The following is a 23651-nucleotide window of genomic DNA, read 5'->3' as shown; positions in this document are numbered from 1 at the left end:
GGGAAGCCTTGTTCTTCCTTCATAAACCTCGGTAAGAGCGGGACGGTCTATCCGCGAACAGGCGCGGAACGAAGGGAAGGGGGCGTGCCGTGACCGAAACATCGCCCACCCCGTTATTCATCCTGTCGTACCGTCAGCGCGACGAACTCGCCGCGATTGCTGCCGCTGCGGGTTGGCGGGTGGTGGCGGCGCGGCGCGGCGCTGGCGTCGAGCGGCGCTTCCTGGGCAGTGGAGCGCCGGTTGCGGTAATCGACGCACGCGGGTCGTTGAAGGAAGGGCTGGAGGCGGCAACTGCGCTGAGTGGCATGATCGGCTCCAATGGCGGCGCCATGCTGGCGCTGGTTTCGCGCGGCGATGTCGATGCCATCGGGCGGTTTTACGATGCCGGCGCGACGCACTTCCTCGCCAGTCCCTTTACCGAAGCCGAGTTCGTCCAGGCGCTGCGCTTCGCTGCACGGCATGCCGAACGCATGGCCGGGGAGTGGCACGCTAGTGCGCCGCCCGACCCGCTTGGCTGGCGGCTTGACCTGCGCAGCCGCACGATGGTGCTTACGCCGGCATTCGCCCGTCTGCTCGATATCGATGAGGAGCCGTCGCCCCGCGCCCTGCTGCGGACGCTGGACACGCCGGAGCGTCGCGCGGTGCTGACTGCGTTGCGCCGGCTCTCGGCCTCGCGCCACACCACTGCGTTCGCGCATGACCTGCACAATGTCGGGCGGGTCGTGCAGCATCTTCAGCATGACGAGAAGGCCGGGCGGATTGATGCGCTGGTCGAGCCGCTCGGCAGCGCGCCTGATTCGGTCGCGGCGATGCGCGACGCACTGGCCGGCACGCGCGATGCGGGCGGCGCGCGGCGCTGGATCGACCGGCGATTGGCGCAGGGAGAGGGCGGGCCGCTCACCGTGCTGCTGATTGCGCTCAACCGATTCGAAGTGGTCAACACCGCTTATGGGCGGGCGGCGGGGGACGGCCTGCTCCGTGCCGCGCATCGTCGGATCGAGGAGATCGTACGCGAAACGCTGGAACGCGGCGCGCTGGTCGCGCGGATGGGCGGCTCGGAATATCTCGTCGCAAGCGAGGGATCGCGCGAGCGCATCGACCTGGTGGTTGAGCACATTGCCGGCGCTCTCGCGCGGCCGTTCGTGGTCGGTGATTCGATCGCGGTGCTTGGCTGCCGCATCGGCATGGCGGAGCGCGGCGACGACGATAATGCGGCAACCCTGCTGCGCCGGGCGAGCGAGGCGCTGGCCGATGCCAAGGCTTCGGACAGCGCGACGGTGCGGATTGCCGAGGCCGGCGAGGAGGACGCGCCGGTGGACCGGCTGGCGGCCGAGCTGCGCCAGGCGATCGATCAGGGCGATATCGACATCTTGTTCCAGCCGCAGGTGTCGGTGTCGACCGGTGCGATCGTTGGGGTCGAGGCACTGGCGCGCTGGGACCATGCGACGCTTGGCATGATCGGCGCCGATGCGTTGTTCGCGGCGGCGGCGCGCGCGGATCTGGAGATCGGGCTGTCGGACCATATCCAGCGCATTGTGATGGGGCGCGCCACTGCCTGGCCGGCGGCACTGAGCGGATTGCGGCTGTCGCTCAACCTGACCGCCGGGGACATCGCGCGGCCGGGCTTTGCCGACCTGTTCCTCGATCGGATCGACGTGAGCGGCTTTCCGCGGCGCCGCCTGACGCTGGAGATCACTGAGAGCGGGCTGATCGAGGATCTCGGCATTGCCGCGACGTTGCTTGCAACGTTGCGCAGCGCGGGGTGCCGGATCGCAATCGACGATTTCGGCACCGGCTATTCGAGCCTAGCCTATCTCAAATCGCTGCCGCTCGATTATCTCAAGATCGACAAGAAACTGTCGCAGGACATTACCGGCACGGCGCGAGACCGGGTGGTGGTACGCGGCGTGATCGACATGGCGCGCTCGCTTGGCCTGTCGGTGATTGCCGAGGGCGTGGAGACGACCGAGCAGCTCGACCTGCTGGCAAAGGAAGGCTGCCAATATTATCAGGGCTTCCTGTGCTCCGAGCCGGTGGATGTGGCCACGCTGCTGCGGCTGGTCGAGGCGCAGGCGAGGACCTGAGGGGCTTCATCCGGCTCAACGCCGTCTGATCGATGTTAACGTTGAATCGACCCTGAAGGCGTCGCGCTAGGCGTGTGCGTCCTTGCGTCGCCGCACCAGCCACAGAATGCCGCATTCCAGCACGATCAGGACGCATACCGCGGCCAGGGTCGCGACCCACGGGTTCCAGCCGAGTACATGAAGGCCGTAGCCAAGGCTGGTGAAGGCGCCGACCCACAGCGCGCTGCCCGACAGGACGGCGAGCGTGAAGGTGACGAGCGGCAGCGACAGGATCCCGGCTGGCAGCGACAGATAGACGCGCACGACTGGAATCGTTTGGCCGATAAAGGTCGCGATAAAGGCGTTGCGGCTGTAGCGATCGGATAGCGAGAGATAGACCGGCTCGCGCAGCCAGACATAGCGGCCGAAGCGCTTGACGAGATTATGGGTGCGTTCCTCGCCCAGCGCATGACCAAGGCCGTACCAGCACACCGCGCCAAAGCTGGAGGCGAGGGTCGTGGCGATGATCAGCGGCGCAAGATCGATCGGCGTGACGACCATCGAGCTGCCGAGGAAGATGAACAGGCCATAGGACGGCACGACCGGGATCAGCCGCTCAGCCAGAGCGAGCAGTGCCGCGCCAAGCAGCCCGTAGGAAGCGATGCTGGCGATCGGGATGATGCCGTCGATCGCGTGAGTCATGCCCGACGCTCCGCAAACCCCGTCTGTCGTGTCGATCGGCCTGGCATTCTTCGGTTCCTGAGTCCGTCGCGGCGCGATGCACGAAGCGCGGCGTATGCCACATGCTTTAAGCGGCGGAACCGCGTCCGCCAATCATGGATATTCGAGTGGATCGCGCTGAAATAGGAAAGCGCGCCAATGACTCGCCGTGGCGGCCGGGCTAGGTTGCGCGCTGATGGCGCAATGGAGGACAGGGCGAGCATGTTGAATCCCGCATTCGGATTGGCCGCGATCGTGCTGATCGCGCCTGCCGCCGAGTCCCCCGTCGCCGAAGCCCAGGCCGGGGTGATGGCGGCTATGGGGGAAAGCGCCGAGGGCTGGAATCAGGGCGACCTTGTGCGGTTCACGTCAATCTATGCCGATGAGGCGAGCTTCGTTGCGAGTGACGGGCTGGTGCGCGGGCGTAGAGCGATCATGGCGCGCTATGCGCCCCGCTTCGAGGCGGGTGCCAAACGCGGGACGCTGGCGTTCGAGCCGCTGGATTTCCGGCTGCTCGATCCGACCCATGCGCTGCTGATCGCGCGGTACACACTAAAGTTCGATGGCGCGAAGGATCAGAGCGGGCCGACCTCGCTGGTGTTCGAACGGGTGGCGGGGAAGGGGTGGCGGATCGTGGCGGATCATAGTTCCTAAGGGTGGGAACGGCACGTGCAGGGAAATAATTTCCCGTCCTGGCGCGCTCCGCCCGGGTCGGCGTTCGCATTTCGGCAAGAATTACCAGGCTAAGGTGCCCGGGCAGGCTGGAGGGTACTGTCCTTGATCGAGATCGAAGTCCAGAACGAGACGCACCAGACTCAGGTCGGGCTGCGCTTCGCCGCGGTCCCGCGGATCGGCGAGGGGCTGCGGCTGCGCCAGCCGGACGGCTTTTGGGCGTCATACGACATCATCGACGTATGGTATCAGAAGGCCGAATTCGGCGACATCTGGGTGCCGTATATCCATGTCCGCATGACCGATGCGGACCAGGCGGTGATCGCTGCGACCAGCCAAGTCCTCCATCACAGGGAGCCGCAGTCATTAAGGGTTTGATCAAGCGCCTGCGGAGCCTCCCCGAGGACTCCCCGCAACCGGTCGCGGCAGTGTCTGCGCCCGTGCCTATTGCCGCGCCCATTGCTGTGCCCGCCGCGCCGCCGCCCCCGCGCCACTGCCTGCTGGTCGACGATTCTCGGGTGATCCGCAAGGTCGCACATCGCATCATCTCCGACCTCGGTTATCAGGTGACCGAAGCCGAAAATGGCGAGGAGGCGCTCGCCCGGTGCAAGGCGGCGATGCCCGACCTGATCCTGCTCGACTGGGAAATGCCGGTGATGACCGGAGTCGAGTTCGTCGCTGCGCTGCGCCAGATCGACGGCGGCGTGACACCGAAAGTGGTGTTCTGCACCTCCAGGTCCGAGCGGGTTAACATCTATCAGGGCATCGACGCCGGCGCTGACGAATATGTCACAAAGCCGTTCGACCAGCACACGCTGCTGGCCAAGCTGCAGCGGATCGGGGCGGCGTAAGGCCTGACTCGGCAGGAGGTCCGCTATGGGCAGCAAGCGGACAATTCGTTGATGGTTGCCACGAACCGCGGCGGATCGGGAGGCTAGCGGCGGGGATAGCCGAAGCGGCTGCTTTCGAACGACACGGTGGCGCCGGCATTCTCACCCAGCGGAATGTCGGCGACGCCGTAGATGCCGCGCGAGCCATTCGATCCGATCATGACGCCGACCTCGCCATGGATGCCGCGCCCGGCAAGTCCCGGCCCGAGCTGCTCGCCGCGAGCCGCCGCGGCGCTTTCTTCGGTATTGCTGTTCAGTATCGCCATTCGCTGCGCATCCGTCAGGCGAATTTCATCAGCGGCGGCGGACGGTGCGGGTGGCGTCGCCGGCGCCGATTGCGCAACTGACGCCATCGACCATGCTCCTGCGACAAGGGCAAGCGCGATGGCGAAGGCACGGGAGTGCCGCAGCGTCAAATTGGTCATGCATTCTTATAGGCTGGATAAACCTGACCGCCAAATGAATGGGACGAACAACGTTGCCGGCAGCGGATAACCGAGCCGTCAGGCGGGGTGGGGTTGTTCCGCTTCCGAGAAATCGGTGATGCCGGCCGGCGACGTGCGTTCCAGATAGGTCGACAGGACAACATAGCTGCGGGTGCTCCTGATGCTCGGCATCGCATAGAGTCGTGCGAGCAGGGCTTCCAATGCAAGCGTAGAGGCGCAACGGACCTTGAGTAGCATGCCGGTATCACCGGCAACCGAGTGGATTTCCTCCACCTCGGGCAGGTCGGCCATCGCCATCAGTTCTTCGGTTTTGCACCAGCCGGTATTGTCGACATGGACGAAGGCAAGCAACGGCTTGCCGATTGCGGCGGCGTCGAGCACCGCGACCGTGCGGCGCAGGCACCCCGACGCGCGCAGCTTTTTCACGCGATCGTGAATCGCGGGTGCCGACAGGCCGACCATCTGGCCAAGTTCCGCATAGCTGACGTCCGCATTCGCCGCGAGCACGCCTAATATTTTTCGGTCGAATGCATCGAGCGGCCGCCTGGTTGGGGGCGTTCGCCGAATGTTTTCTGTTTTTTCCGGGGTCTGCATATTCACTCTTTCCTGAATATCATTCGTGCGTTTCAATTATATCCCGAATGAAATTAGGACAGGTGCTGGCTAATGCGCAAGCTTCTCCCTTTGACCGGATCGATTGCGGTGATCGGCGCAAACTCGCTGGTGCTGAGTCCGATCGCCGGGGCCGTTGCACGCTCCTTCACTGGTGCGGACGCACCCGGCGTGATGAACGCCGCGATCCTCTATGGGCTTGCGACGGCCGCCAGCGCATTGTTGGTCGCCCCAACAATTGACCGGATCGGTCACCGGGTGGCGCTGGTCCGCTCACTGATCGTCCTGACAGCAGCGCTTGCCTTGTCGGCCGTCGCGCCGAACCTGCTGCTGTTCTGCCTTGCTCAGGCGCTCGCAGGGCTGGCCGCTGGGTGTGCGCTGCCGGCGATCTATGCGCTGTCGGCGCTGGTCGCGGAGAAAGGGCGCGAGAGCGAGACGTTGGGGTGGGTCCTCACGGGATGGACCGTCAGCCTCGTGCTCGGCGTGAGCCTGTCGGCGGTCATCGCCGATTTTGCGCATTGGCGCTTCGTATTCGCGGTGCTTGCGCTCGCGGCGGGCTGGCTGACAATGAAGGTAGGTCGCGGCCGCGACCTGGCAGTGCCGAATCCTTCCCCCGTTCTCCCGGCGCGTACAGGTTCACCGCTGACGGCGCTTCGCGTGCGCGGCGTTGCCCCGGCGCTGCTGACGGTCGCCACCTATATGACCGCCTTTTACGGCCTGTATGCCTATCTCGGTCCGCATCTCACCGGAAACCTGCGCCTCTCGACGGCGGCGGCCGGCCTTGCGCCCGCTGCTTATGGCCTGGGCTTCGGGGCTGCAGCATTCATTGATCGCTTGCTGGACCGCTACAGTCCGAGCGCCGTTGCGCCGATCGCGTTTGTCGGGCTCGGGCTCGTTTACGCCGCGCTGGCCGTGGCTGCCGACCATGCGGCGGTCCTGATCGCCCTCTGCCTGGTGTGGGGCGTCGCCAACCATATCGGCCTCAACCTGATTGTCGGCCGGCTGAGTGCGCTCGACGCTGACCGGCGCGGCGCGATTCTCGGCCTCTATAGCGCTGTCACCTATCTCGCCGTCTCGGCCGGCGCTTTGTTCTACCGGCCGTTGTTCGCGCAGCTCGACTTTGCCGGCTGCGCGCTCGCCTCGGCCTGCTGCATCTTGCCGGCGCTCGCATTGTCGCTGCGGGGACGGCCGAGATCCCCGTCACTGATCCCCGGAAATGGAGGCTGATCCGATGAAATTATTCTTTGCGCCCGATTTCAGCAGTCTTGCCGATCATATCGCGCTGCAGGAGGCCGGACTCGCTTTCGAGGTGGCCGAGGTCGATCTTGAGTCGAAGCAGCTCGGCGACGGCGATAGCTATCTCGCGGTCAACCCCAAGGGGCTGGTACCGGCGCTGCAACTCGACGACGGCGCGGTGCTGACGGAGAATGTGGCGATCCTCGCCTGGATTGCCGACCGCGCCCCACATCTCGTGCCGCCCGGGGCGCTCGGCCGTTATCAGCTGCTGGAGATGCTGAGCTTCATTGCCAGCGAGATACACAAGCGGTTCCCGATCTATTTCTCGCTTCCCGAGGACGCACAGGAGTCGGTCGGCGACGACATCGTGCGATGGTTCGGCTTTCTCGGCCCGCGTCTCGAGCATGGCCATCTGTTCGGCGAGACGTTCAGTGCGGCGGATGCCTATCTGTTCGTGATGGCGCGCGGTGCGCTGGCGATGGAGTTTCCGCTGGGTGAGGCGTATCGCGACTATGTGGCGCGGATCGAAGGGCGGCCCGCCGTGCAGGCGGCGCTACGCCGCGAACAGGGAAGGGCGCAATAATGGCCCTGGATCGCGCAGCCTTTTACGACGCCGAACTGCAGCGGCATCAGGAACATTTCCGTGCCGCCCTCACCATCGGCCCGCGAGACCGTGTGCTCGATATCGGCTGTGGGGCAGGGCAATCCACCCGCGAAGCCGCTCGCGCCGCGGTGGAGGGAAGCGCGCTCGGCGTGGATGTGATGGCGGACATGCTTGAGGCCGCACGCCGGCGTAGTGCGGAGGAAGGGTTGCACAACGTCACCTTCGAACTGGGCGATGCGCAGGTTCGCGGCTTTCCCAAAGCATATTTCGACCTGTGCATCAGCCGGTTCGGGACGATGTTCTTCGCCGACCCGGTCGTCGCCTTCACCAATATCGGCCGGGCGATGCGCCCTGGCGCTCGCCTCGTCATGTTGGTGTGGCAGGGCCGCGAGCGCAATGAATGGGCGGTCGCCATCCAGCAGGCGCTGGCGCCGGCCGGGATCTCTCCCACACATGTGAGCCCGGCATTTTCGCTCGCCGATCGCGCGGTCACTGCGCGCATTCTGACTGCGGCGGGCTTTACCTCGATCGCCTTTGCCGAGGTCCATGAACCGGTCTTTTATGGGCCGACCGTCGATGCGGCGTATGAGGCTGTGGTCGACCTGTTCCTGGCGAAGGATGGGCAAGCGGAGCCGAGCTCGGCAATCGACGACGTGCACCGGCGGTTGCGCGCCTTGCTGGAGGCGCAGTTGACCGCTGACGGTGTGTTGTTTGACTCTCATGCCTGGATCGTGACCGCGCATCGGGCATGAAACTGCGCTTTCAAGTCGTAGAGCGGCGGTTGGCGGGGCTCCGTGCCGGCAAAAATCACTGCTTTCGCAGACCGAGGGCGCGAATATCGTCCACTCACCCGAGCAGATGCACAGCCGGCCGGAAACGAATTGTTGGAACAAGCGCGCTCGGCTTGGGTTGTAACGCTTCGTTAACTATTGGAAGAGTGTAATGTTGGCGTCTGTAACGAAAATTGCCCCTGCGGCTTTGATTCTGGTTGGTGCGCTGGGCTTGGGTGGCTGTGCCACCAAAGGGTATGTAAGAGATCAGATCGCTCCCGTGAGCCAGCGCGTCGATGCGCTTGAGACGAGATTGGGAGAAACCGACAGCACGGCGAAGGCGGCCTTGGCACAAGCGCAGGCGGCATCCGGGCAAGCGCAGAATAATGGTCAGCGTCTGGATCAGCTCAATTCCCGCGTGGATGGTGTCGAGCAGCGGATGCAGGAAAATCAGCGGAAGCGGCCGCGGCATTAATGCCGCACAAGGGCATCTGCTGATCAGCCGATGCTGCTCAGCAGATGCCGATTAGGCTGTGATTTTTCGCGTTGGCTCTTATCCTGGGGCGACAACCTTTCAATTCGAGCGCCTCAAGCGATGATCAAAGTCTTTCTGGCGCTGGCTGGGCTTGCGCTGACTGTTCCAGTCCCTGCCCAGGCGGCGGAGCGTGTACGGCCATCAAAGCCGGCGCCGACGCAAACCCAGAGTAAGCCAGCTCCCAAAGGTAAACCGGCCCTCAAGGGCAAGGTGGCCACCAAGAGTAAGGCAGCCGCCAAGGGTAAGGTGGTTCCCAAGAATAAGGTGACCAATGCCGAAGTGACCCAATCGGCGGCAACAATGCGCGTTGCCGATTGGGTTGCCACCTCCGGGGACAACCGGTCCCTGCCATATGCCATCATCGACAAGAATGAGGCCTCCCTCTTCCTGTTCGACGCGCAGGGGAATCCGCTTGGCCGGGTTCCGGTGCTGATCGGTGTCGCGGTCGGGGATGATGCCAGCCCCGGCGTCGGCAGCAAAAATCTCGCCGAGATCGGCCCTGCGGAGAAGACCACGCCGGCAGGGCGCTTCTTGGCGAAATTCGGGCTGGCGGCCGGAAAGCAGAAAGTTTTGTGGGTCGATTATGCCACATCCGTGGCGCTGCACCCTATTCCGCCGGGGACAGCCAAGGAACGGCGTCGCGAACGGATGCTCTCGCCGACACCAGGCGATAATCGCATCACATTCGGGTGCATCAACGTGCCGCTGGCCTTTTACGGCAAGAGCCTGAGCCCGCTTTTCCGGAAGAAGGGCGGGTATGTCTATATTTTGCCCGACACCAGGCCACTTGAGGACGTTTTTCCCCCCTTGCACGTTCAGGCTGCCATGAACGGTGGCGCGCGCTGATAGCAGGTGCCGGTTTCGCGGACCGATTGCCTCTTAAAAGCGGAACATCGTAATTCCACTTTCGGTGTTCTGGTGGCCGGTTTTTATGTCACACAAATTCCTGCTCGATCATGTCGCTGGCATAGATGCAGGTGACTTCGAGCCGCCCGGTGCCGACATTTTCGAAGCGATGCGGAATGCCGGCCGGTCCGACGAGTATGTCGCCCGGATAACCGCGGACCTTTTCCTCGCCGACGGTGAACTCGGCCTCACCCTTTCTTACGACCCACGTCTCGGAATAGGGATGCACATGCAGGGGCGGCCCCTGACCCGGCTCATTGTCGACCAGGAAGAACGACACCCCGCCGCCATAATCGCGACCCTCGAAACGCACTGTACGGCTTTGCCCGGGCTGCGGCTCACGGTGACGAAGAATGCTGAGCATGGTCGCTTCCTGCAAAAGTATCTCGGTGAGAAGATATATCCATCGAACTATCTTCTCGTCAAGATACCTTTCCCGAATGCGACTAATGCTCTATACTTGGCATCCGGCGCAGCCCGCGCCCGAGGCGAGACATGCGGAACGAGATTGAAATGGGCGATGGTGTCGTGAGCGGCGACCATGTCGACCGGCTGCGTGAGCAATGGGCACGTGAGCTGCCCGGCCTTGATACCGAGCCGATGGCAATCCTCGGCCGGGCCTATCGGCTGTCGAACCTGGTCCGCTCAAGCATTGAGGCGACCTTTGCCGGTTTCAATCTCGATCGCGGCGAGTTCGATGTGATCGGGACCCTGCGTCGTTCAGGGGCGCCCTATCGGCTGACCCCGACCGAACTTTATACGTTGCTGATGGTCTCGTCGGGCGGCCTTACCCACCGGCTCGGCCGGCTGGAAAAGGCGGGGCTGATCCGGCGCGAGAAAGCGCCGCGTGACGGCCGTAGCGTGCTGGTGGCGTTGACTGCCGACGGCATTGCGCTCGCTGAGCAGGCGTTCCGCAAGGACATGGCGAACGAAGCCTCTTTCCTGCAGGCGCTTGACGCAAAGGAGCGCGAAACGCTTGCAGCCTTGCTGCGTAAACTGATTGTCGGAATCGAAGGCGATGCGCGCAAGACGGGGGAGTGATCGCGCGGCGAGATGCTCACTGAACGCCGGTCGTGCCCATCACCTCTTGCGCGCCACGATGAAGGGGCGGCAGTCATCACCCTTTGCTGCGTGATTTTCAGTGGCCAGAATGTCGAAGCCCGCAGCATCTATCCGTCGGCTCAGCTCCGCCTCCCGAAACACGCCGGCATAAGGCGCTTTGCCGACCGCACGCATCACGGGCAGGGCCAGCCGGATGAGCGGATTCATGTCCCCGACACAGGGCGTCTTCGAGATGAACAGACCCTCCGCCGTCAACAAGTCGTGGATACGGTGCAGCGTGCCGGGCAGGTCGCGGACCAGGTGGAGATAGTTGAACCCCAGCACAGCGTCGAATGGTGGCGTGTCAGGGCCAAGTGCTTCCGCGGTCGCGGTGCGGAAGGCAAGCGTCGGGACGGGGGAGGCGGCGTGCTTCTCGTGGGCAATCGCGATCATTCCAACCGAGATGTCCGTCGCAAGATAGTTTTGAACCTGGTCCGCGAGCCGGAGCGCGGTTGTACCCGTTCCGCAGCCCAGCTCCAGCACTTTGTCGCCTGGTTGCAATAGGCTGCGGGTCCGGCGCAGCGTGCGCTCATAGCCGGCCTGATCGCCGATCGCGCTCATGGCATATTTGCGTGAAGAGCGGTCCCAGAATCGGGCATCGTTCGCAATAGTCATGGCCGCTCCTCATACACCCTCATCTGAGGAGTATCGTCGCCGCATGAATGGGGGATTTCATTCACGGCGATCGCCTGGAGGTTATCCATGAATCCTTGAAATCGCAGACGGCGATCATCGACAGAAGGTGAGATGGATGACGCCGCTTTCCGCCGTTTCGACGAGGCGGCGGACTCGCGGCCTGGCTGGACGGCTGAGTGTTCCTGACGCTCGAAGTCAGCTTCTTTCTTCCAAGCTTCGGGACGCGGCAGCCAATTTCGAACTCATGGTGACCCCGCGCTCACTACAGTCTTCATGCTACGGGCAACCCCGGCGTGTGGCTAACGCTAACGGTTTGCGTCGATGAGGGTCGCGACGGCGGATGCCTTTGCAGCGAGTTCCGCATCGGCATCGTCAGCAAGTGCCAATGCCTCCATTCTGTCATGCAAACCCCGGGAGGTGTAGAATTCATATGCCGCAGAATTTTCAGGGCTTTCCCAGAAGGCCGTGACCCAAATGGTTCCGATTCCTGAAGCTTGGCCGTATCTGCACCAGTCATTCCACAAACGCTGCGCTAATATTTCGTCGCGGGCCGATAACACCTGATCAAGCAAGCCTTGAAGATCCCATCCGGCGAGGCTGAACATGCAGAGCATATCATCGAGGGTATGGTCCCCGTGCTCGATTTCATGGGACAAGTAAGTTCGTTGAAAATCGTCGAGCACCTTCCATTCTTTTAGTGACCATTTCTCGGGATTCCCGGTCTCAAAACGGTTCAGGCTGACCTCGGTCGCTACGCTGCTCACGTCTTCACCGGCTGCCAGAATTTCAAGGATGCGCGGTAGCAGATAGGCCCATGTTTCCTTCGGAATACCGGCCGGATCATAGGCGGCAAGATACCAGTCGCGGACGTAGCTGAGTGGAAGCTCCCTGATAGGCGAATTGAAAAAATCCTGCTCGATTGCGAGGTCCATGCAGCAGCGCTCGCATACGCCGATGCTCTTCGGCTTCGGATGGCGGAATACGCGATAGGCTTCCTCGACAACGGTGAACAGCGGGCTGTCGGGTGAAACCTTGGTGGTTGGCAGATAGGATGGGTTGCTCATGCGTCGAAGGGTAGGTCTACGCCGCCCAGATAAAGCGGATCAATGCCATGCTAAATGCGAAAACAAAAGCATAACCAAATCGATCAAGCCTGACTAAATTCTGCCCTTTCTTGCTTCTAATTTTTCCAATTAGCATCATAACTCCGCCGACAAGGACCGGAGTTATAAAGAGATTGAGCATTCGGAAGTCAGGATTCTTAATGACCGATGTCGGAAAAAGCCACAGGCTGATGCCGCCGGCAATTGCGCCCAACAAGATAAATCCAATCGCGGAGAGCACCGGATGTCTTGGCTTCCGAACCGTATCTGCAAGGCTGTGAAAGCCGAATTCGACAAATAGCTCGAAAAATATTTGAAGTAAGATTTCTCCAAAAAACTGAAGGAATACCTCAAATATGAACTCCATAGCCTTGCCACCTCTCTGTCGGACGATGGCGGAAGAGGTGGGATTCGAACCCACGGAGAGCTTGCACCCTCGCTGGTTTTCAAGACCAGTTCCTTAAACCACTCGGACACTCTTCCATACCGGCACGGCGGCCATTCGGCCGCGTCTCCGCGCGTTGAGGCGCTTAATGCCCCGGAGTGGCGGAGCGCAAGTCCGGAATGCCCGGCATCGGACGATGCGGTCGCGGCGCTTTGTACCCCGGGCACGACCATCGGGGTTTGTCTCGCGGTGCTGCTGTGGCAAGGTCGGCCTGCATTTGGGATATTGATCAGAATGAAGCAGTGGTTCGGGGCGGTGCTCGCCGCCTGTGTATGCGTGATGACAAGTGGGTCGGCTCATGCCCAGGATGAGGCCGGCTTCCAGGACTATCTCGTCACATTGAGGGCCCAGGCCCAGGCACAGGGGGTAAGCCGCGCGACGCTTGATGCGGTCATGCCGACGCTGACGCTCAACACCCGGGTGATCGAACTCGACCGGGCGCAGCCCGGGGCGAGCCCCACCACATCGGGGATCCTCAATTTCGCGCCCTATAAGGCGCGTCATGTCGATGCCTCGCGGATCAATCGCGGGCGCACCGCCTATCAGGCGCAGCGTTTCCGGCTGCAGCGGATCGAGCGCGAGCTCGGCGTGCCCGAATCGATCATGGTCGCGATCTGGGGACATGAGACCAATTACGGCAGCGTGATGGGCAATTTCGATCTGCCGCGGGCGCTGGCCACACTTGCCTTTGAAGGCCGTCGCCGCGAGCTATTCTCGGCCGAGTTCATCGCAACGCTGCAGATGATGGATCGCGGGCTGCCGCGCAGCCGGTTGCTGGGCAGCTGGGCCGGAGCGACCGGCGGGCCGCAATTCCTGCCGTCAATCTATCTCCGTCTCGCCAAGGACGGCGATGGCGATGGCCTGCCCGATATTTGGACCAGCGATGCGGACACGCTGGCCTCGATCGGCAATTATTTCGCCAATGCCGGCTGGCGCGCCGGGCAGCCCTGGGGATTTGCGGTCAATGTGCCCGCGGGGTTCGATCGCAGCTCGATCACCAACCGCACCATGTCGCCGCGCTGCCCCAGAGTGTTCGAGCGGCACAGTGCATGGAAGACCATGGCCGAGTGGCGTGCGCTCGGCGTTGCGCCGCAAACCAGGACCTGGCCGGGCGACCGCGTGCTCGCGACATTGCTTGAACCCGATGGCCCAGGAAAAACCGCCTATCTGCTAACCGGAAATTATCGGGTTATCCTCGATTATAATTGCTCGAATTTTTACGCTCTTTCGGTCGGGTTGCTCGCGGATGCAGTTGAACAATAGATTTGCCATCGGTTTCACGGTCCTGCTCGCCGCCTGTGGTGGGGGCGGAGGATATGCCGCGACGCCGCAACAGCAATCCAATGGTTCGAACGACGGGGCCGCTCGTGGTGTCCGTTACGCTCCACCGCCGCCGTCCAATCGCGTGGAGCCGGCGCAACAGGTACGCCCTTCCGAGCCGCTGCCCGCCGACATGCCGTCCGGTCCGGGGCCGCGCGGCACCTCCGGCGAACAGCAACGCTATGACGAAGTCGGCTTTGCCAGCTGGTATGGCGAGGAAGTGGGCGGCGGACGCACCGCATCGGGCGAGCCGTTCAATCCCGATGCCATCACCGCGGCGCATAACAGCCTGCCGCTTGGATCGTTCGTCGAGGTCACGGCGCTGGACAGCGGGCGCACCATCGTCGTGCTGGTCAATGACCGCGGCCCGGGGGCGGACAACCGGCTGATCGATTTGTCGCGTGGCGCGGCGCAGTCGCTGGGCCTGAATGGTCTTGCGCCGGTGCGCGTGCGACTGGTCACCCCACCACTGCCCGAACAGATTGCGCTGCGTCAGGGACGGGCAGCACCGCAGCGCATCGATGCACCGCCGTCACTGCTGACCGCCCTGCGCCGCAAATTGCCGGCGCGCGCGGTCGCAACGCCGCCGCAGCCGGTACGGGCGCGGCCGGCCCCGGCAAATCCCGTAGCGGCAAACCCGATACCGGTACGGGGTGCTGCAGTTCGCGCCGCACCGGGCGCCTCCTATGCGCCTCCAAGCGAGGTGCGTCAGCGCCCGGCGCCACCGCCCGAACAGCCGCGCCAGCGGCCAGTGGCGGCGCCACGCGGCGGGCCTGGCCTCTATGTCCAGGTCGCCGCTCTGTCGAACGCCAGTCGGGCCAAGGCCCTGGCCACGCAGCTTGGCGGGCGGGTTGAAATGGCCGGATCGATCTTCCGCGTTCAGATCGGGCCGTTCGCAAACAACGCTTTGGCGCAACGGGCGCGTGACGATGTGGCGAGACGTGGTTATGGAGATGCCAGGATCGTGAAAACGAACTGAGTCATCCTCTTAGCGTTACGGACTGCCCATGAAGAACCTGTCGACGAAAAAACTTGCCGCTGCCTCCGTCATCGCCCTTATCCTGGCCAATCCGAGCATGGCCGCGGCGCCAGCGTTCGAGACGCCGGCACCGGTCGCCTATCTGACCGACCTGTCGTCGGGCGCGATCCTCTATTCGAAGGATCCGGACCGGCGCATGCCGCCCGCGTCGATGGCGAAGATGATGACCGTCTATGTCGCGTTCGACATGCTGAAGAAGCGCGAGATCAAGCTCGACCAGCAGTTCGACGTGCGGCCCGAGACGTGGAAGCAATGGCATGGCCCGGCCGCGGGATCGACCATGTTCCTGTCGACTGGTGAGAAGGTCAGCGTCGAGAACCTCCTGAAGGGCATCGTGACGCTGTCGGGCAACGACGCCTGCGTGGTGCTGGCCGAGGGCATTTCCGGCACCGAAGCGGCCTTTACCGAGCGGATGAACCAGGCGGCCAAGCGGCTGGGCCTGACCAACAGCCATTTCGGCACGTCGAACGGTTGGCCCGACAATGGCGTGACCTATGTCACCGCACGCGACCTGGCCAAGCTGGCGGCGGCGACGATCCGCGACCATCCGGATTTTTACAAGAAGTTCTATTCGCTGCCGAATTTCACCTGGGGCAAGACGCTGGGCGCCGGCGCCGACATCACCCAGGCGAATCGCGATCCGTTGCTCGGCCGGGTCGCCGGGGCGGACGGGCTGAAGACCGGCCATACCGATGAGGCCGGCTATGGCTTCACCGGATCCGCGCAGCAGAATGGTCGCCGCCTGATCATGGTGATGGCCGGGCTGACCAGCTCGAACCAGCGGATCGAGGAATCGGTCAAGTTCATGAACTGGGGCTTCCGCGCCTGGCAGGCCAAGCCGATCGTCGCCAAGGGCCGCAAGGTCGAAACCGCCGAAGTCCAGCTCGGTACCGTCAACAGCGTCGGCCTGATCGCGCCCACTGACCTGACCGCGACGCTGCCGGCCGGCGCCGCGCCTGATATCCAGCTGCGCGTGGTCTATAACGGGCCGATCAAGGCGCCGATCAAGGCCGGCCAGCATATTGCCGACCTGATTGTGACGACACCCGACATGCCGGCGCAAAGCCTGCCTTTGGTCGCCGACAAGGATGTCGACGAGGCGGGCTTTTTCGGTCGCGCCTGGGCCGGCCTGATGGGCCTGTTCGGCGGGTGAGGGGACGCTTCATCTCGCTCGAAGGCGGCGAGGGGGCGGGTAAATCGACTCAGGTCCGGCGCCTCGCCGAGGCGCTGGACGCACGCGGGATCGAGACACTGGTCACACGCGAACCAGGAGGCAGCGAGGGCGCCGAGGCGATTCGCGGCCTGCTGATGCAGGGGTCGGTCGCGCGCTGGAGCCCACACAGCGAAGCCTTGCTGTTCGCAGCGGCGCGTGCGGACCATGTCGAAAAGCAGATCCAGCCCGCGCTCGGCGCCGGGACCTGGGTGATTTGCGACCGGTTTATCGACAGCAGCCGCGCTTACCAGGGCGTTGCCGGCGGGATCGACGATGCGGCAGTCCTGGCGCTGCACGGTTTCGGGTCGCGCGGCCTGCTGCCCGATCGCACCTTCATTCTTGAAGTGCCGCTCGATCAGGGGCGCGCGCGGGCGGATGACCGTGACGGCGCGGCGGCGGACCGCTTCGCGGCGCGTGGTGATGACTTCCATGCCCAGGTCGCGGCGGCGTTTCGCGGCTATGCCAAGCATGAGCCCGACCGGATGCGCCTGATCGATGCCTCGGGTACGCCCGAAGCCGTCACCGATGCCTTGCTCGCCGGCTTGGCCGATTTACTGCCATGACCCCGCCGATCGGCAATGACGATGCGCACGCCGCCTTCGCCTCGGCGATGGCGGGCGGCACGCTGCACCATGCCTGGCTGTTCGCCGGGCCCGAGGGCGTGGGCAAGGCAAGCTTTGCGCGGATTGCGGCTTTGCGCCTGCTGGCCGAGGGCGCAAACCCCGGGTTGCTGCCGCCCGGCTATGATGTACCCGACGGCGATCGCACGCGCTCGCTGATCGCGGCCGGATCGCATCCCGATTACCGCGAACTGACGCGCCAGCCCAAGGATGCCGACAAGCCGGGGCAGGATCTGGCGCGGAGCATTCCGATCGCGCAGGTCCGTGCTCTGGGACCGATGTTCGCGACCACCCCATCCATGTCCTCGCGCCGCATCGTCCTGATCGATGCAATCGACGAGGTGGAGCGGCCCGGCGCCTCGAATGCCTTGCTCAAGAGCCTGGAGGAGCCGCCCGCCGGCACGATCTTCCTGCTGATCAGCCATGCGCCGGGGCGGTTGCTGCCGACGATCCGGTCGCGCTGCCGCCTGCTGCGCTTCGATCCACTCGACGACACGGCGATGGAGCGCGTGCTGCGCGCGCAATTGCCGGACGCCAATGCCGCGGAAATCGCCGCGCTGGTAACGGCGGGGCAGGGATCGCCCGGTCGTGCACTCGGTTTTGCCGGGCTCGATATGGCCGCGCTCGACAAGGCGCTGACCGGCATCGCCAGAGACGGCGACCCGAGCAACGCGCAGCGTGCCAAGCTGGCCAAGCTTCTCTCGCCCAAGGCCGCGCAGCCACGGTACGAGGCATTTCTCGACCGCGCGCCCGCCTTCATTGCCGCCGCGGCGCCCGCAAAGCGTGGCGCGGCGCTGCAGACTGCCCTGAACAGCTATGACGCTGCGCGTGCATTGTCGGCCAGCGCGCGCAGCCTGTCGCTCGATGCGCAGGCGACGGTGTTCGAGATGGCTGGTCTCGTCGCGACACTCGCCGAGCCGGCCCGGCCGTGAAGGCGAATGCTGGCTGTTCCTGGCTGTTAATCGGGCGATATTGTTTTTCTGGCTGTTAGGTTGGCTATCTACTGAAGATTTCCAGTTTAATTTCATAACCTTATTAGGCACTGGCTGTTATCGAATAACAGCCAGTTATCAGCCAGTTATCAGCCAGTTATCAGCCAGTTATCAGCCAGTTATCAGCCAGCTAACAGCCAGCTAACAGCCAGTGCTGGTGGCTGTTTTTGCGATAACAGCCAGCGACGGCTGTGATCTCAGATCGACGATGAGAAAGAGCGGCTGCGCTCGCCATGGCGCGCGCTATATGTGCATTGCCTCAGTTCACGCTGACATTGAATCATGCGTAAACGATTGTGACGGTGGTTCTAATCGCGGGAAAACCGCGCTAGGAGGCGCGCATGGGCGACCCTTATTACATCACCACCGCGATCAGCTATCCCAATGGACGCCCGCATATCGGCCACGCTTACGAAGTGATCGCGACCGATGCGATCGCGCGCTATCATCGTCAGGCGGGGCGCGATGTGCGGTTCCAGACCGGGACCGACGAACATGGCCTGAAAATGGTTCAGACGGCGCGCGACCGAGGTGTGGAAACACGTGCTCTTGCCGATGAAATGTCCTCCTATTTCAAGGAGATGAATCAGAAACTGAACATCTCCTATGATCGTTTCATCCGCACGGTCGAGCCCGAGCATCATGCCGCCAGCGCAGCGATCTGGCAGGCGATGGCCGATGCCGGCGACTTGTATCTCGATCGTTACGAGGGCTGGTATTCAGTCCGCGACGAGGCGTTCTACGACGAGAAGGAACTGGTCGACGGGGAAGGGGGCAAGCTTTCCCCACAAGGGACGCCGGTCGAATGGACCGCGGAGGAAACCTGGTTCTTCCGTCTGTCGAAATATCAGCAACCCTTGCTCGACCTGTACAATGCGCAGCCCGACTTCATCCTGCCGGAGACGCGGCGCAACGAAGTGATGCGCTTCGTCGAAGGCGGCCTGTCCGATCTGTCGGTGTCGCGCACCAGCTTCGACTGGGGCGTGAAGGTACCGGGTAGCCCGGGGCATGTGATGTATGTCTGGGTCGATGCGCTCACCAATTACCTGACCGGCGCGGGCTATCCCGACAATGCCGCTGATTTCACGCGCTACTGGCCGGCCGATCTGCATGTAATCGGCAAGGATATCGTGCGATTCCATGCGGTTTACTGGCCGGCTTTCCTGATGTCTGCGAAGTTGGCGCCGCCGCGGCGCGTGTTCGGCCATGGCTTTCTGCTCAACAAGGGCGTGAAGGAGTCGAAGACGCTCGGCAACGTCACTGATCCCATGGACCTGGTCGAGCGGTTCGGGGTCGATGCGCTGCGCTATTTCCTGCTGCGCGAAGTGAGCTTCGGCCAGGACGGCAGCTATTCGGAAGAAGCGATCGTGACGCGCTGCAATGCCGATCTCGCCAATAATGTCGGTAATCTCGCTCAGCGCTGCCTCTCGATCGTCGCCAAGAATTGCGATGGCAAAGTGCCGCCGGCGGGGCCGCCGACAGAAACCGAAGAGGCCTTGCTGGCCAGCGTCACTGCGGCCGAGGCCGGTTTACACGCGGCCATGGGCGAACTGGCGCTGCATAATGCGCTGGAGGCAGTGTGGTCGGCGGCGCGTGACGCCAACCAGTATTTCGCCGATGCCGCGCCGTGGAGCGTCCGCAAGACCGATCCGGCGCGCGCCGACACCATCCTGCACTTCACAATCGAGGCGATCCGCCGCATCGCGATCATGGCGCGCTGGGCGATCCCCGACGGTGCAGACCGGCTGCTCGACCTGCTTGGCCAGAACGCGGATGCGCGCGACTTTACTGCATTGAGCCAGCCGGTCGCGTCGGGCACGATATTGCCCGTACCAAGTGGCGTGTTTCCGCGGCTGGAATTGACGGTGGAGCCGGGCTGATGCTTGCCGACAGCCATTGCCACCTGAACTATAAGGGCCTGGCCGAGGATCAGGCAGGCGTGCTCGAGCGTGCCCGGGCGCGCGGCGTGACGGCAATGCTGAATATCGCGACACGCGAAAGCGAATGGGATGATGTGCTGGCCACCGCCGAGCGCGAGGCCGATGTCTGGGCGACGGTCGGCATCCACCCGCATGAGGCGGACCAGCATGCGCATATCGACACGGCCAAGCTGGTCGATCGCGCGCGGCATCCGCGCGTGGTCGGCATCGGCGAAAGCGGGCTCGATTATTATTACGACCATAGCGACCGCGAGCGGCAGCAAATCAGCTTTCGTGCGCATATCGCCGCGGCGCGCGAAACCGGGTTGCCGATCGTGGTGCATACCCGCGATGCCGAGGAAGATACCGCGGCGATCCTGCGCGACGAACTGGGGAAGGGCGCCTATCCCGGCGTCATCCACTGCTTCACCGCCAGCGGCGCCTTTGCCGATATCGCGCTCGATCTGGGCTTCATGATTTCGATTTCGGGGATCGTGACCTTCAAGAACGCGAAGGACCTGCAGGAAACCGCCGCACGGCTGCCGCTCGACCGGCTGCTGATCGAGACCGATGCGCCGTTCCTCGCGCCGGTGCCGCATCGTGGCAGGACTGGGGAACCGGCATTCGTCGCCGATACCGCGCAGTTCCTGGCCACTCTGCGAGGCGAGACGGTCGAGCAGCTGACCGAGACGACCGCGCGCAATTTCCACCGATTGTTTGCCAAGACTGTCGCGTGAAAGCGGGCCAGTGAAGATCCGGATTCTCGGATCGGGCACTTCATCGGGCGTGCCGCGGATCGGCCCCAATAAGGGCGGGGACTGGGGCGAGTGCGATCCGGCCGAACCGCGCAACCGTCGCACCCGCGCGTCGGCGATCGTCGAGAGCGAGACCACGCGGATCCTGATCGACACCAGTCCGGACATGCGCGAGCAATTGCTCAACGCCAATGTCTCGGATATCGATGCGGTGATCTGGACGCATGACCATGCCGATCATTGCCATGGCATCGACGATCTGCGGCAACTCTATCACATGCGCGGCCGGCCGGTGCGTGGGCTGGCGCGGCCGGCGACGCTTGATGCGCTGAGCGAGCGTTTCGCTTATGCCTTTAACGGTCGCGATGGGTATCCGCCCACCGTTGAAGGCGAAATCCTGCCTGACAGGATTGAGATAGGCGATATTGCGATCAGCGTGGTCGATCAGCCTCATGGCAATATCAGTTCGGCCGGATTGCGTTTCGATCACAGTAACCGATCGATCGGCTATGCAACCGATTTCAATATCTTAACGCATGATATGCGTTCATTATATCAGGAACTGGACATTTGGGTGGTCGATGCCCTGCGACGCTTTCCGCACCCGACGCATCCCGAATTGTCGGCCGTGCTGGGGTGGGTCGAGGATTTGCGTCCGACCAGATCGGCGCTGATCCATATGGACCATTCGATGGATTATGCCACGTTGCTGCGTGAACTGCCTGGCGGAGTCGAGCCGGGCTATGACGGGCTGGAGCTGATCCCATGACCGAAGGCCAATCCGCTGGCGTGATATTCTCGCTATTGTGCCTTGTGCTGGCAGTCAGCTCACTGGCCGGGCGCCGCATTCCGCTCAGCTTCGCGGTCAAATCGGCGCTGGCCTGGGCGGCGATCATCGGCATCATCTATATCGCGGTCGTCAACCGATCGGCGATCGTCGGCGGGTTCAACGACTTCGAACATTGGGCAAGTATCGGTAAGCAGCAGACCGACGGCAAGACGATCCGCATCGCGCAGAGCGATGACGGCCATTATTATGCCCGAGTGACGATCAACGGCGTCACGCGATCGATGATGATCGATAGCGGCGCGACCACGGTCGCGCTGTCGGAAGCAACTGCCAACGCCGTGAGCGTCAAGTTCGACAAGAGCAGCGAACCGGTCCAGCTTCAAACCGCCAATGGCATGGTCGATGCGTGGCGCGCAACGATCAAGCGGCTGGATATCGACGGGCTGCATGCGCGCGATATCAAGGCAGTGGTGTCGCCCAAATTCGGGGACGTGGATGTGATCGGAATGAATTTCCTGTCGCGGTTGCGGTCCTGGCGCGTGGAGAACGGTGTTCTAATACTCGAGCCAGTGGGGACCGAGGAAACCCCTGACACAGATACAGATTTAACATAATGTATATTATCGGACTTAGATTATGAATCACGAGCAGGGCTCCCCTGCGGTATCGACCGCGCCGACGATGGAACGTCTGGTCGAGATCATGGCTCGCCTCCGAGATCCGATCACCGGCTGCGAATGGGACTGCGCGCAGGATTTCGCGACGATCGCCCCGTACACGATTGAGGAAGCCTATGAAGTCGCCGATGCGATCGCGCGCGGCGACATGGCCGACCTCAAGGACGAACTCGGCGATCTGTTGCTTCAGGTCATCTTCCACAGCCGCATGGCCGAGGAAGCCGGCCTGTTCGCGCTGAGCGATGTCGCGACCACGATCAGCGACAAGATGGAACGCCGCCATCCTCACATTTTCGGCGATGCGGCCGAAGGTGGCCATTATCTGTGGGAACAAATCAAGGCCGATGAACGCGCCGCAAAAGGCGAAGCCAGCACGCTGGACGGCGTGGCGATCGGCCTGCCAGCCCTGCTCCGCGCCGAAAAGCTGCAGAAACGCGCGGCGCGCACCGGTTTCGACTGGCCCGATGCGGACGGCCCGCGCGCGAAGGTGATCGAGGAGATTGCCGAGATCGATGCAGCCGCGATCGAGCAGCGCGAGGAAGAAGTCGGCGACCTGCTTTTCTCGGTGGTCAATTGGGCCCGGCACCTTGGTGTCGACCCCGAGGCGGCGTTACGCGTCGCCAATGCCAAGTTCGAAGCGCGCTTCAAGGCGATGGAAACTGAGGCCGGTGAGGGTTTCGCCGGCCTTGGTCTCGGCGCGAAGGAAGCCCTGTGGCAGGCGGTCAAGCGGCTCTAGGAATGCAGCGTCAGCAGCCACCAATCGGGCATCGCGCCGAGGCGGATTGGCGCGGATCCTGAGCCAAGCCCCGCCGTGACGACCGTCAGGCGACCGGGATCGCTAATCAACCCGCAGCGATAGCGAAGCGTGTAGAGCGGCCGCCAATGGTCGCGCGGCGCGCGCGTCAACAGCGGGCCGATCCAGGGCAACACCAACTGACCACAATGGGTATGCCCGGCAAGCACCAGCGGAAACCCGGCCGGCAGGGTCGAGGCGATGTCGGGCGAATGAGTGACGATGATGGGGGCGCCACCAACCCGGCGCGCCGCGGCGATCGAGCGGGCGATATCATCATGGCCGGAGAAACGATCGCCGATGCCGATGATCGCCAAGGGGCCGCGCCGTTCGGCCTGATTTTCAAGAATGATGATCCCGGCTTTCTGCAGCGCGGAACGGACTGCGGCGGGAGACGTCCAGTGATCATGATTGCCGAGCACCGCGAACACGCCGAGCGGTGCGCGCAGCCGGGACAAGGGTGCGGTCAATCCGGCCGCGCGCGCTTCGATCCCTTCGGCGTCATGCCCGGTCACGAAATCGCCGGCGATCAGGATCAGATCCGGGCGAGCCGCGGTCACCTGGTCGACGATATTGGCCAGTCGCCCCTGCTCCATGCCACGATTGCCGAGGTGAATGTCGGACAGCAGCGCCACCTGGATCGGCGACGAGCCCGCGGTCAGGCCGGGCAACTTCACCGATGCGCGTCGTATGATCGGTACGGCCTGAACATTGGCCAGGCCGATAGCGGCAATAATCAGGATCAGCGCCAATACGCCCGCGACAGCCACAAGCATCCATCGCCATAGGCGTGT

The 23651-nt window shown here is 63.3% G+C and carries 28 protein-coding genes and 1 tRNA gene; 20 read left to right on the top strand and 9 right to left on the bottom strand.

Translation table 11 applies throughout. The features are described 5' to 3' along the window. Positions 1–89: 89 nt before the first annotated feature. Positions 90–2084, top strand: a complete 1995-nt coding sequence (locus tag ACRECS_RS03615) for a putative bifunctional diguanylate cyclase/phosphodiesterase (protein ID WP_431581586.1) — start codon at positions 90–92, stop codon at positions 2082–2084. 66 nt (positions 2085–2150) lie between these two features. Here ACRECS_RS03615 and ACRECS_RS03610 read toward each other — a convergent pair whose 3' ends face one another. Then, positions 2151–2765, bottom strand: coding sequence for a DedA family protein (locus ACRECS_RS03610; RefSeq protein ID WP_431581585.1), 615 nt, complete (start codon positions 2763–2765; stop codon positions 2151–2153). A 240-nt stretch (positions 2766–3005) separates the two neighbouring features. Here ACRECS_RS03610 and ACRECS_RS03605 point away from each other — a divergent pair, with 240 nt between their 5' ends. The 3 genes from ACRECS_RS03605 to ACRECS_RS03595 all read left to right on the top strand — a co-directional run bounded on the left by ACRECS_RS03605 (position 3006) and on the right by ACRECS_RS03595 (position 4306). Then, positions 3006–3437 carry a YybH family protein gene (locus tag ACRECS_RS03605; RefSeq protein WP_431581584.1) on the top strand — a complete coding sequence of 144 codons (432 nt, stop codon included), beginning with the start codon at positions 3006–3008 and terminating at the stop codon, positions 3435–3437. A 123-nt stretch (positions 3438–3560) separates the two neighbouring features. Next, positions 3561–3833 (top strand): hypothetical protein, encoded by a 273-nt coding sequence (locus ACRECS_RS03600; RefSeq protein WP_431581583.1) that lies wholly within the window; start codon positions 3561–3563, stop codon positions 3831–3833. Positions 3834–3883: 50 nt separating this feature from the next. Continuing rightward, complete coding sequence (locus ACRECS_RS03595; RefSeq protein ID WP_431581582.1) at positions 3884–4306, top strand: response regulator; 423 nt, start codon at positions 3884–3886, stop codon at positions 4304–4306. Between the two features lie 83 nt (positions 4307–4389). Here the strand turns inward: ACRECS_RS03595 and ACRECS_RS03590 are convergent, their stop codons facing one another. Continuing rightward, on the bottom strand, positions 4390–4698 hold the full coding sequence (locus ACRECS_RS03590; protein WP_431581581.1) for a hypothetical protein: 309 nt from the start codon (positions 4696–4698) through the stop codon (positions 4390–4392). Positions 4699–4848: 150 nt separating this feature from the next. Then, on the bottom strand, positions 4849–5385 hold the full coding sequence (locus ACRECS_RS03585; protein ID WP_431581580.1) for an Lrp/AsnC family transcriptional regulator: 537 nt from the start codon (positions 5383–5385) through the stop codon (positions 4849–4851). Positions 5386–5457: 72 nt separating this feature from the next. Here ACRECS_RS03585 and ACRECS_RS03580 point away from each other — a divergent pair, with 72 nt between their 5' ends. The 5 genes from ACRECS_RS03580 to ACRECS_RS03560 all read left to right on the top strand — a co-directional run bounded on the left by ACRECS_RS03580 (position 5458) and on the right by ACRECS_RS03560 (position 9394). Further along, on the top strand, positions 5458–6630 hold the full coding sequence (locus ACRECS_RS03580) for an MFS transporter (RefSeq protein ID WP_431581579.1): 1173 nt from the start codon (positions 5458–5460) through the stop codon (positions 6628–6630). A gap of 4 nt (positions 6631–6634) precedes the next feature. Next, a complete protein-coding gene (locus tag ACRECS_RS03575) occupies positions 6635–7222 on the top strand; it encodes a glutathione S-transferase N-terminal domain-containing protein (RefSeq protein ID WP_431581578.1) in 588 nt (195 codons plus the stop codon). Then, positions 7222–7995 (top strand): class I SAM-dependent methyltransferase, encoded by a 774-nt coding sequence (locus ACRECS_RS03570; protein ID WP_431581577.1) that lies wholly within the window; start codon positions 7222–7224, stop codon positions 7993–7995. Before ACRECS_RS03575 ends, ACRECS_RS03570 begins: the two co-directional genes overlap by 1 nt. A 190-nt stretch (positions 7996–8185) precedes the next feature. Continuing rightward, positions 8186–8488 (top strand): hypothetical protein, encoded by a 303-nt coding sequence (locus tag ACRECS_RS03565; RefSeq protein ID WP_431581576.1) that lies wholly within the window; start codon positions 8186–8188, stop codon positions 8486–8488. Between the two features lie 120 nt (positions 8489–8608). After that, a complete protein-coding gene (locus ACRECS_RS03560) occupies positions 8609–9394 on the top strand; it encodes a hypothetical protein (RefSeq protein WP_431581575.1) in 786 nt (261 codons plus the stop codon). Positions 9395–9482: 88 nt separating this feature from the next. Here the strand turns inward: ACRECS_RS03560 and ACRECS_RS03555 are convergent, their stop codons facing one another. Continuing rightward, the gene (locus ACRECS_RS03555) at positions 9483–9818 is read right to left on the bottom strand and encodes a cupin domain-containing protein (RefSeq protein ID WP_431581574.1); all 336 of its coding nucleotides are present in this window, start codon (positions 9816–9818) and stop codon (positions 9483–9485) included. Between the two features lie 131 nt (positions 9819–9949). Between ACRECS_RS03555 and ACRECS_RS03550 the strand changes: the two genes are divergently transcribed. Further along, complete coding sequence (locus ACRECS_RS03550) at positions 9950–10495, top strand: MarR family winged helix-turn-helix transcriptional regulator (protein WP_431581573.1); 546 nt, start codon at positions 9950–9952, stop codon at positions 10493–10495. 39 nt (positions 10496–10534) lie between these two features. On the opposite strand, the gene ACRECS_RS03545 is transcribed toward ACRECS_RS03550, so the two are convergent. From ACRECS_RS03545 to ACRECS_RS03530, 4 genes are all read right to left on the bottom strand, one after another. Then, positions 10535–11170: a class I SAM-dependent methyltransferase gene (locus ACRECS_RS03545; RefSeq protein WP_431581572.1), complete on the bottom strand. Its 636-nt coding sequence runs from the start codon at positions 11168–11170 to the stop codon at positions 10535–10537. A gap of 326 nt (positions 11171–11496) precedes the next feature. Then, positions 11497–12255 (bottom strand): hypothetical protein, encoded by a 759-nt coding sequence (locus tag ACRECS_RS03540; protein ID WP_431581571.1) that lies wholly within the window; start codon positions 12253–12255, stop codon positions 11497–11499. Positions 12256–12271: 16 nt separating this feature from the next. Next, positions 12272–12715, bottom strand: a complete 444-nt coding sequence (locus ACRECS_RS03535; protein ID WP_431581570.1) for a hypothetical protein — start codon at positions 12713–12715, stop codon at positions 12272–12274. Continuing rightward, positions 12688–12777, bottom strand: a tRNA-Ser gene (locus ACRECS_RS03530). The genes ACRECS_RS03535 and ACRECS_RS03530 overlap by 28 nt, the downstream gene beginning before the upstream one ends. 196 nt (positions 12778–12973) lie before the next feature. On the opposite strand from ACRECS_RS03530, the gene ACRECS_RS03525 reads away from it, so the two are divergent. The 10 genes from ACRECS_RS03525 (at position 12974) to mazG (ending at position 22800) form a co-directional block, all read left to right on the top strand. Continuing rightward, a complete protein-coding gene (locus tag ACRECS_RS03525; RefSeq protein WP_431581569.1) occupies positions 12974–14002 on the top strand; it encodes a lytic murein transglycosylase in 1029 nt (342 codons plus the stop codon). Then, positions 13992–15038, top strand: coding sequence for a septal ring lytic transglycosylase RlpA family protein (locus ACRECS_RS03520; protein WP_431581568.1), 1047 nt, complete (start codon positions 13992–13994; stop codon positions 15036–15038). The genes ACRECS_RS03525 and ACRECS_RS03520 overlap by 11 nt, the downstream gene beginning before the upstream one ends. A 28-nt stretch (positions 15039–15066) precedes the next feature. Further along, the gene (locus ACRECS_RS03515; protein ID WP_431581567.1) at positions 15067–16251 is read left to right on the top strand and encodes a D-alanyl-D-alanine carboxypeptidase family protein; all 1185 of its coding nucleotides are present in this window, start codon (positions 15067–15069) and stop codon (positions 16249–16251) included. Then, entirely contained in the window at positions 16248–16874 is a 627-nt protein-coding gene (gene tmk / locus ACRECS_RS03510; RefSeq protein WP_431581566.1) for a dTMP kinase, read from the top strand. The genes ACRECS_RS03515 and tmk overlap by 4 nt, the downstream gene beginning before the upstream one ends. Continuing rightward, positions 16871–17863, top strand: a complete 993-nt coding sequence (locus tag ACRECS_RS03505; RefSeq protein ID WP_431581565.1) for a DNA polymerase III subunit delta' — start codon at positions 16871–16873, stop codon at positions 17861–17863. Before tmk ends, ACRECS_RS03505 begins: the two co-directional genes overlap by 4 nt. A gap of 401 nt (positions 17864–18264) precedes the next feature. Beyond that, entirely contained in the window at positions 18265–19803 is a 1539-nt protein-coding gene (metG, locus tag ACRECS_RS03500) for a methionine--tRNA ligase (protein ID WP_431581564.1), read from the top strand. After that, positions 19803–20579 carry a TatD family hydrolase gene (locus tag ACRECS_RS03495; RefSeq protein WP_431581563.1) on the top strand — a complete coding sequence of 259 codons (777 nt, stop codon included), beginning with the start codon at positions 19803–19805 and terminating at the stop codon, positions 20577–20579. Before metG ends, ACRECS_RS03495 begins: the two co-directional genes overlap by 1 nt. Before the next feature lie 10 nt (positions 20580–20589). Continuing rightward, positions 20590–21366, top strand: a complete 777-nt coding sequence (locus ACRECS_RS03490) for an MBL fold metallo-hydrolase (RefSeq protein ID WP_431581562.1) — start codon at positions 20590–20592, stop codon at positions 21364–21366. Then, positions 21363–22001 carry a retropepsin-like aspartic protease family protein gene (locus ACRECS_RS03485; protein WP_431581561.1) on the top strand — a complete coding sequence of 213 codons (639 nt, stop codon included), beginning with the start codon at positions 21363–21365 and terminating at the stop codon, positions 21999–22001. The genes ACRECS_RS03490 and ACRECS_RS03485 overlap by 4 nt, the downstream gene beginning before the upstream one ends. Before the next feature lie 22 nt (positions 22002–22023). After that, complete coding sequence (gene mazG, locus ACRECS_RS03480; protein WP_431581560.1) at positions 22024–22800, top strand: nucleoside triphosphate pyrophosphohydrolase; 777 nt, start codon at positions 22024–22026, stop codon at positions 22798–22800. Here the strand turns inward: mazG and ACRECS_RS03475 are convergent. Continuing rightward, complete coding sequence (locus ACRECS_RS03475; RefSeq protein WP_431581559.1) at positions 22797–23633, bottom strand: metallophosphoesterase; 837 nt, start codon at positions 23631–23633, stop codon at positions 22797–22799. The genes mazG and ACRECS_RS03475 overlap by 4 nt on opposite strands. Between the last annotated feature and the right edge of the window lie 18 nt (positions 23634–23651).

The organism is Sphingomonas sp., assembly GCF_050725575.1.
Classification (GTDB): Bacteria; Pseudomonadota; Alphaproteobacteria; order Sphingomonadales; family Sphingomonadaceae; genus Sphingomonas.
The sequence above is the reverse complement of the archived record's forward strand: the minus strand, read 5'-3'. Positions and strand labels throughout refer to the sequence as shown.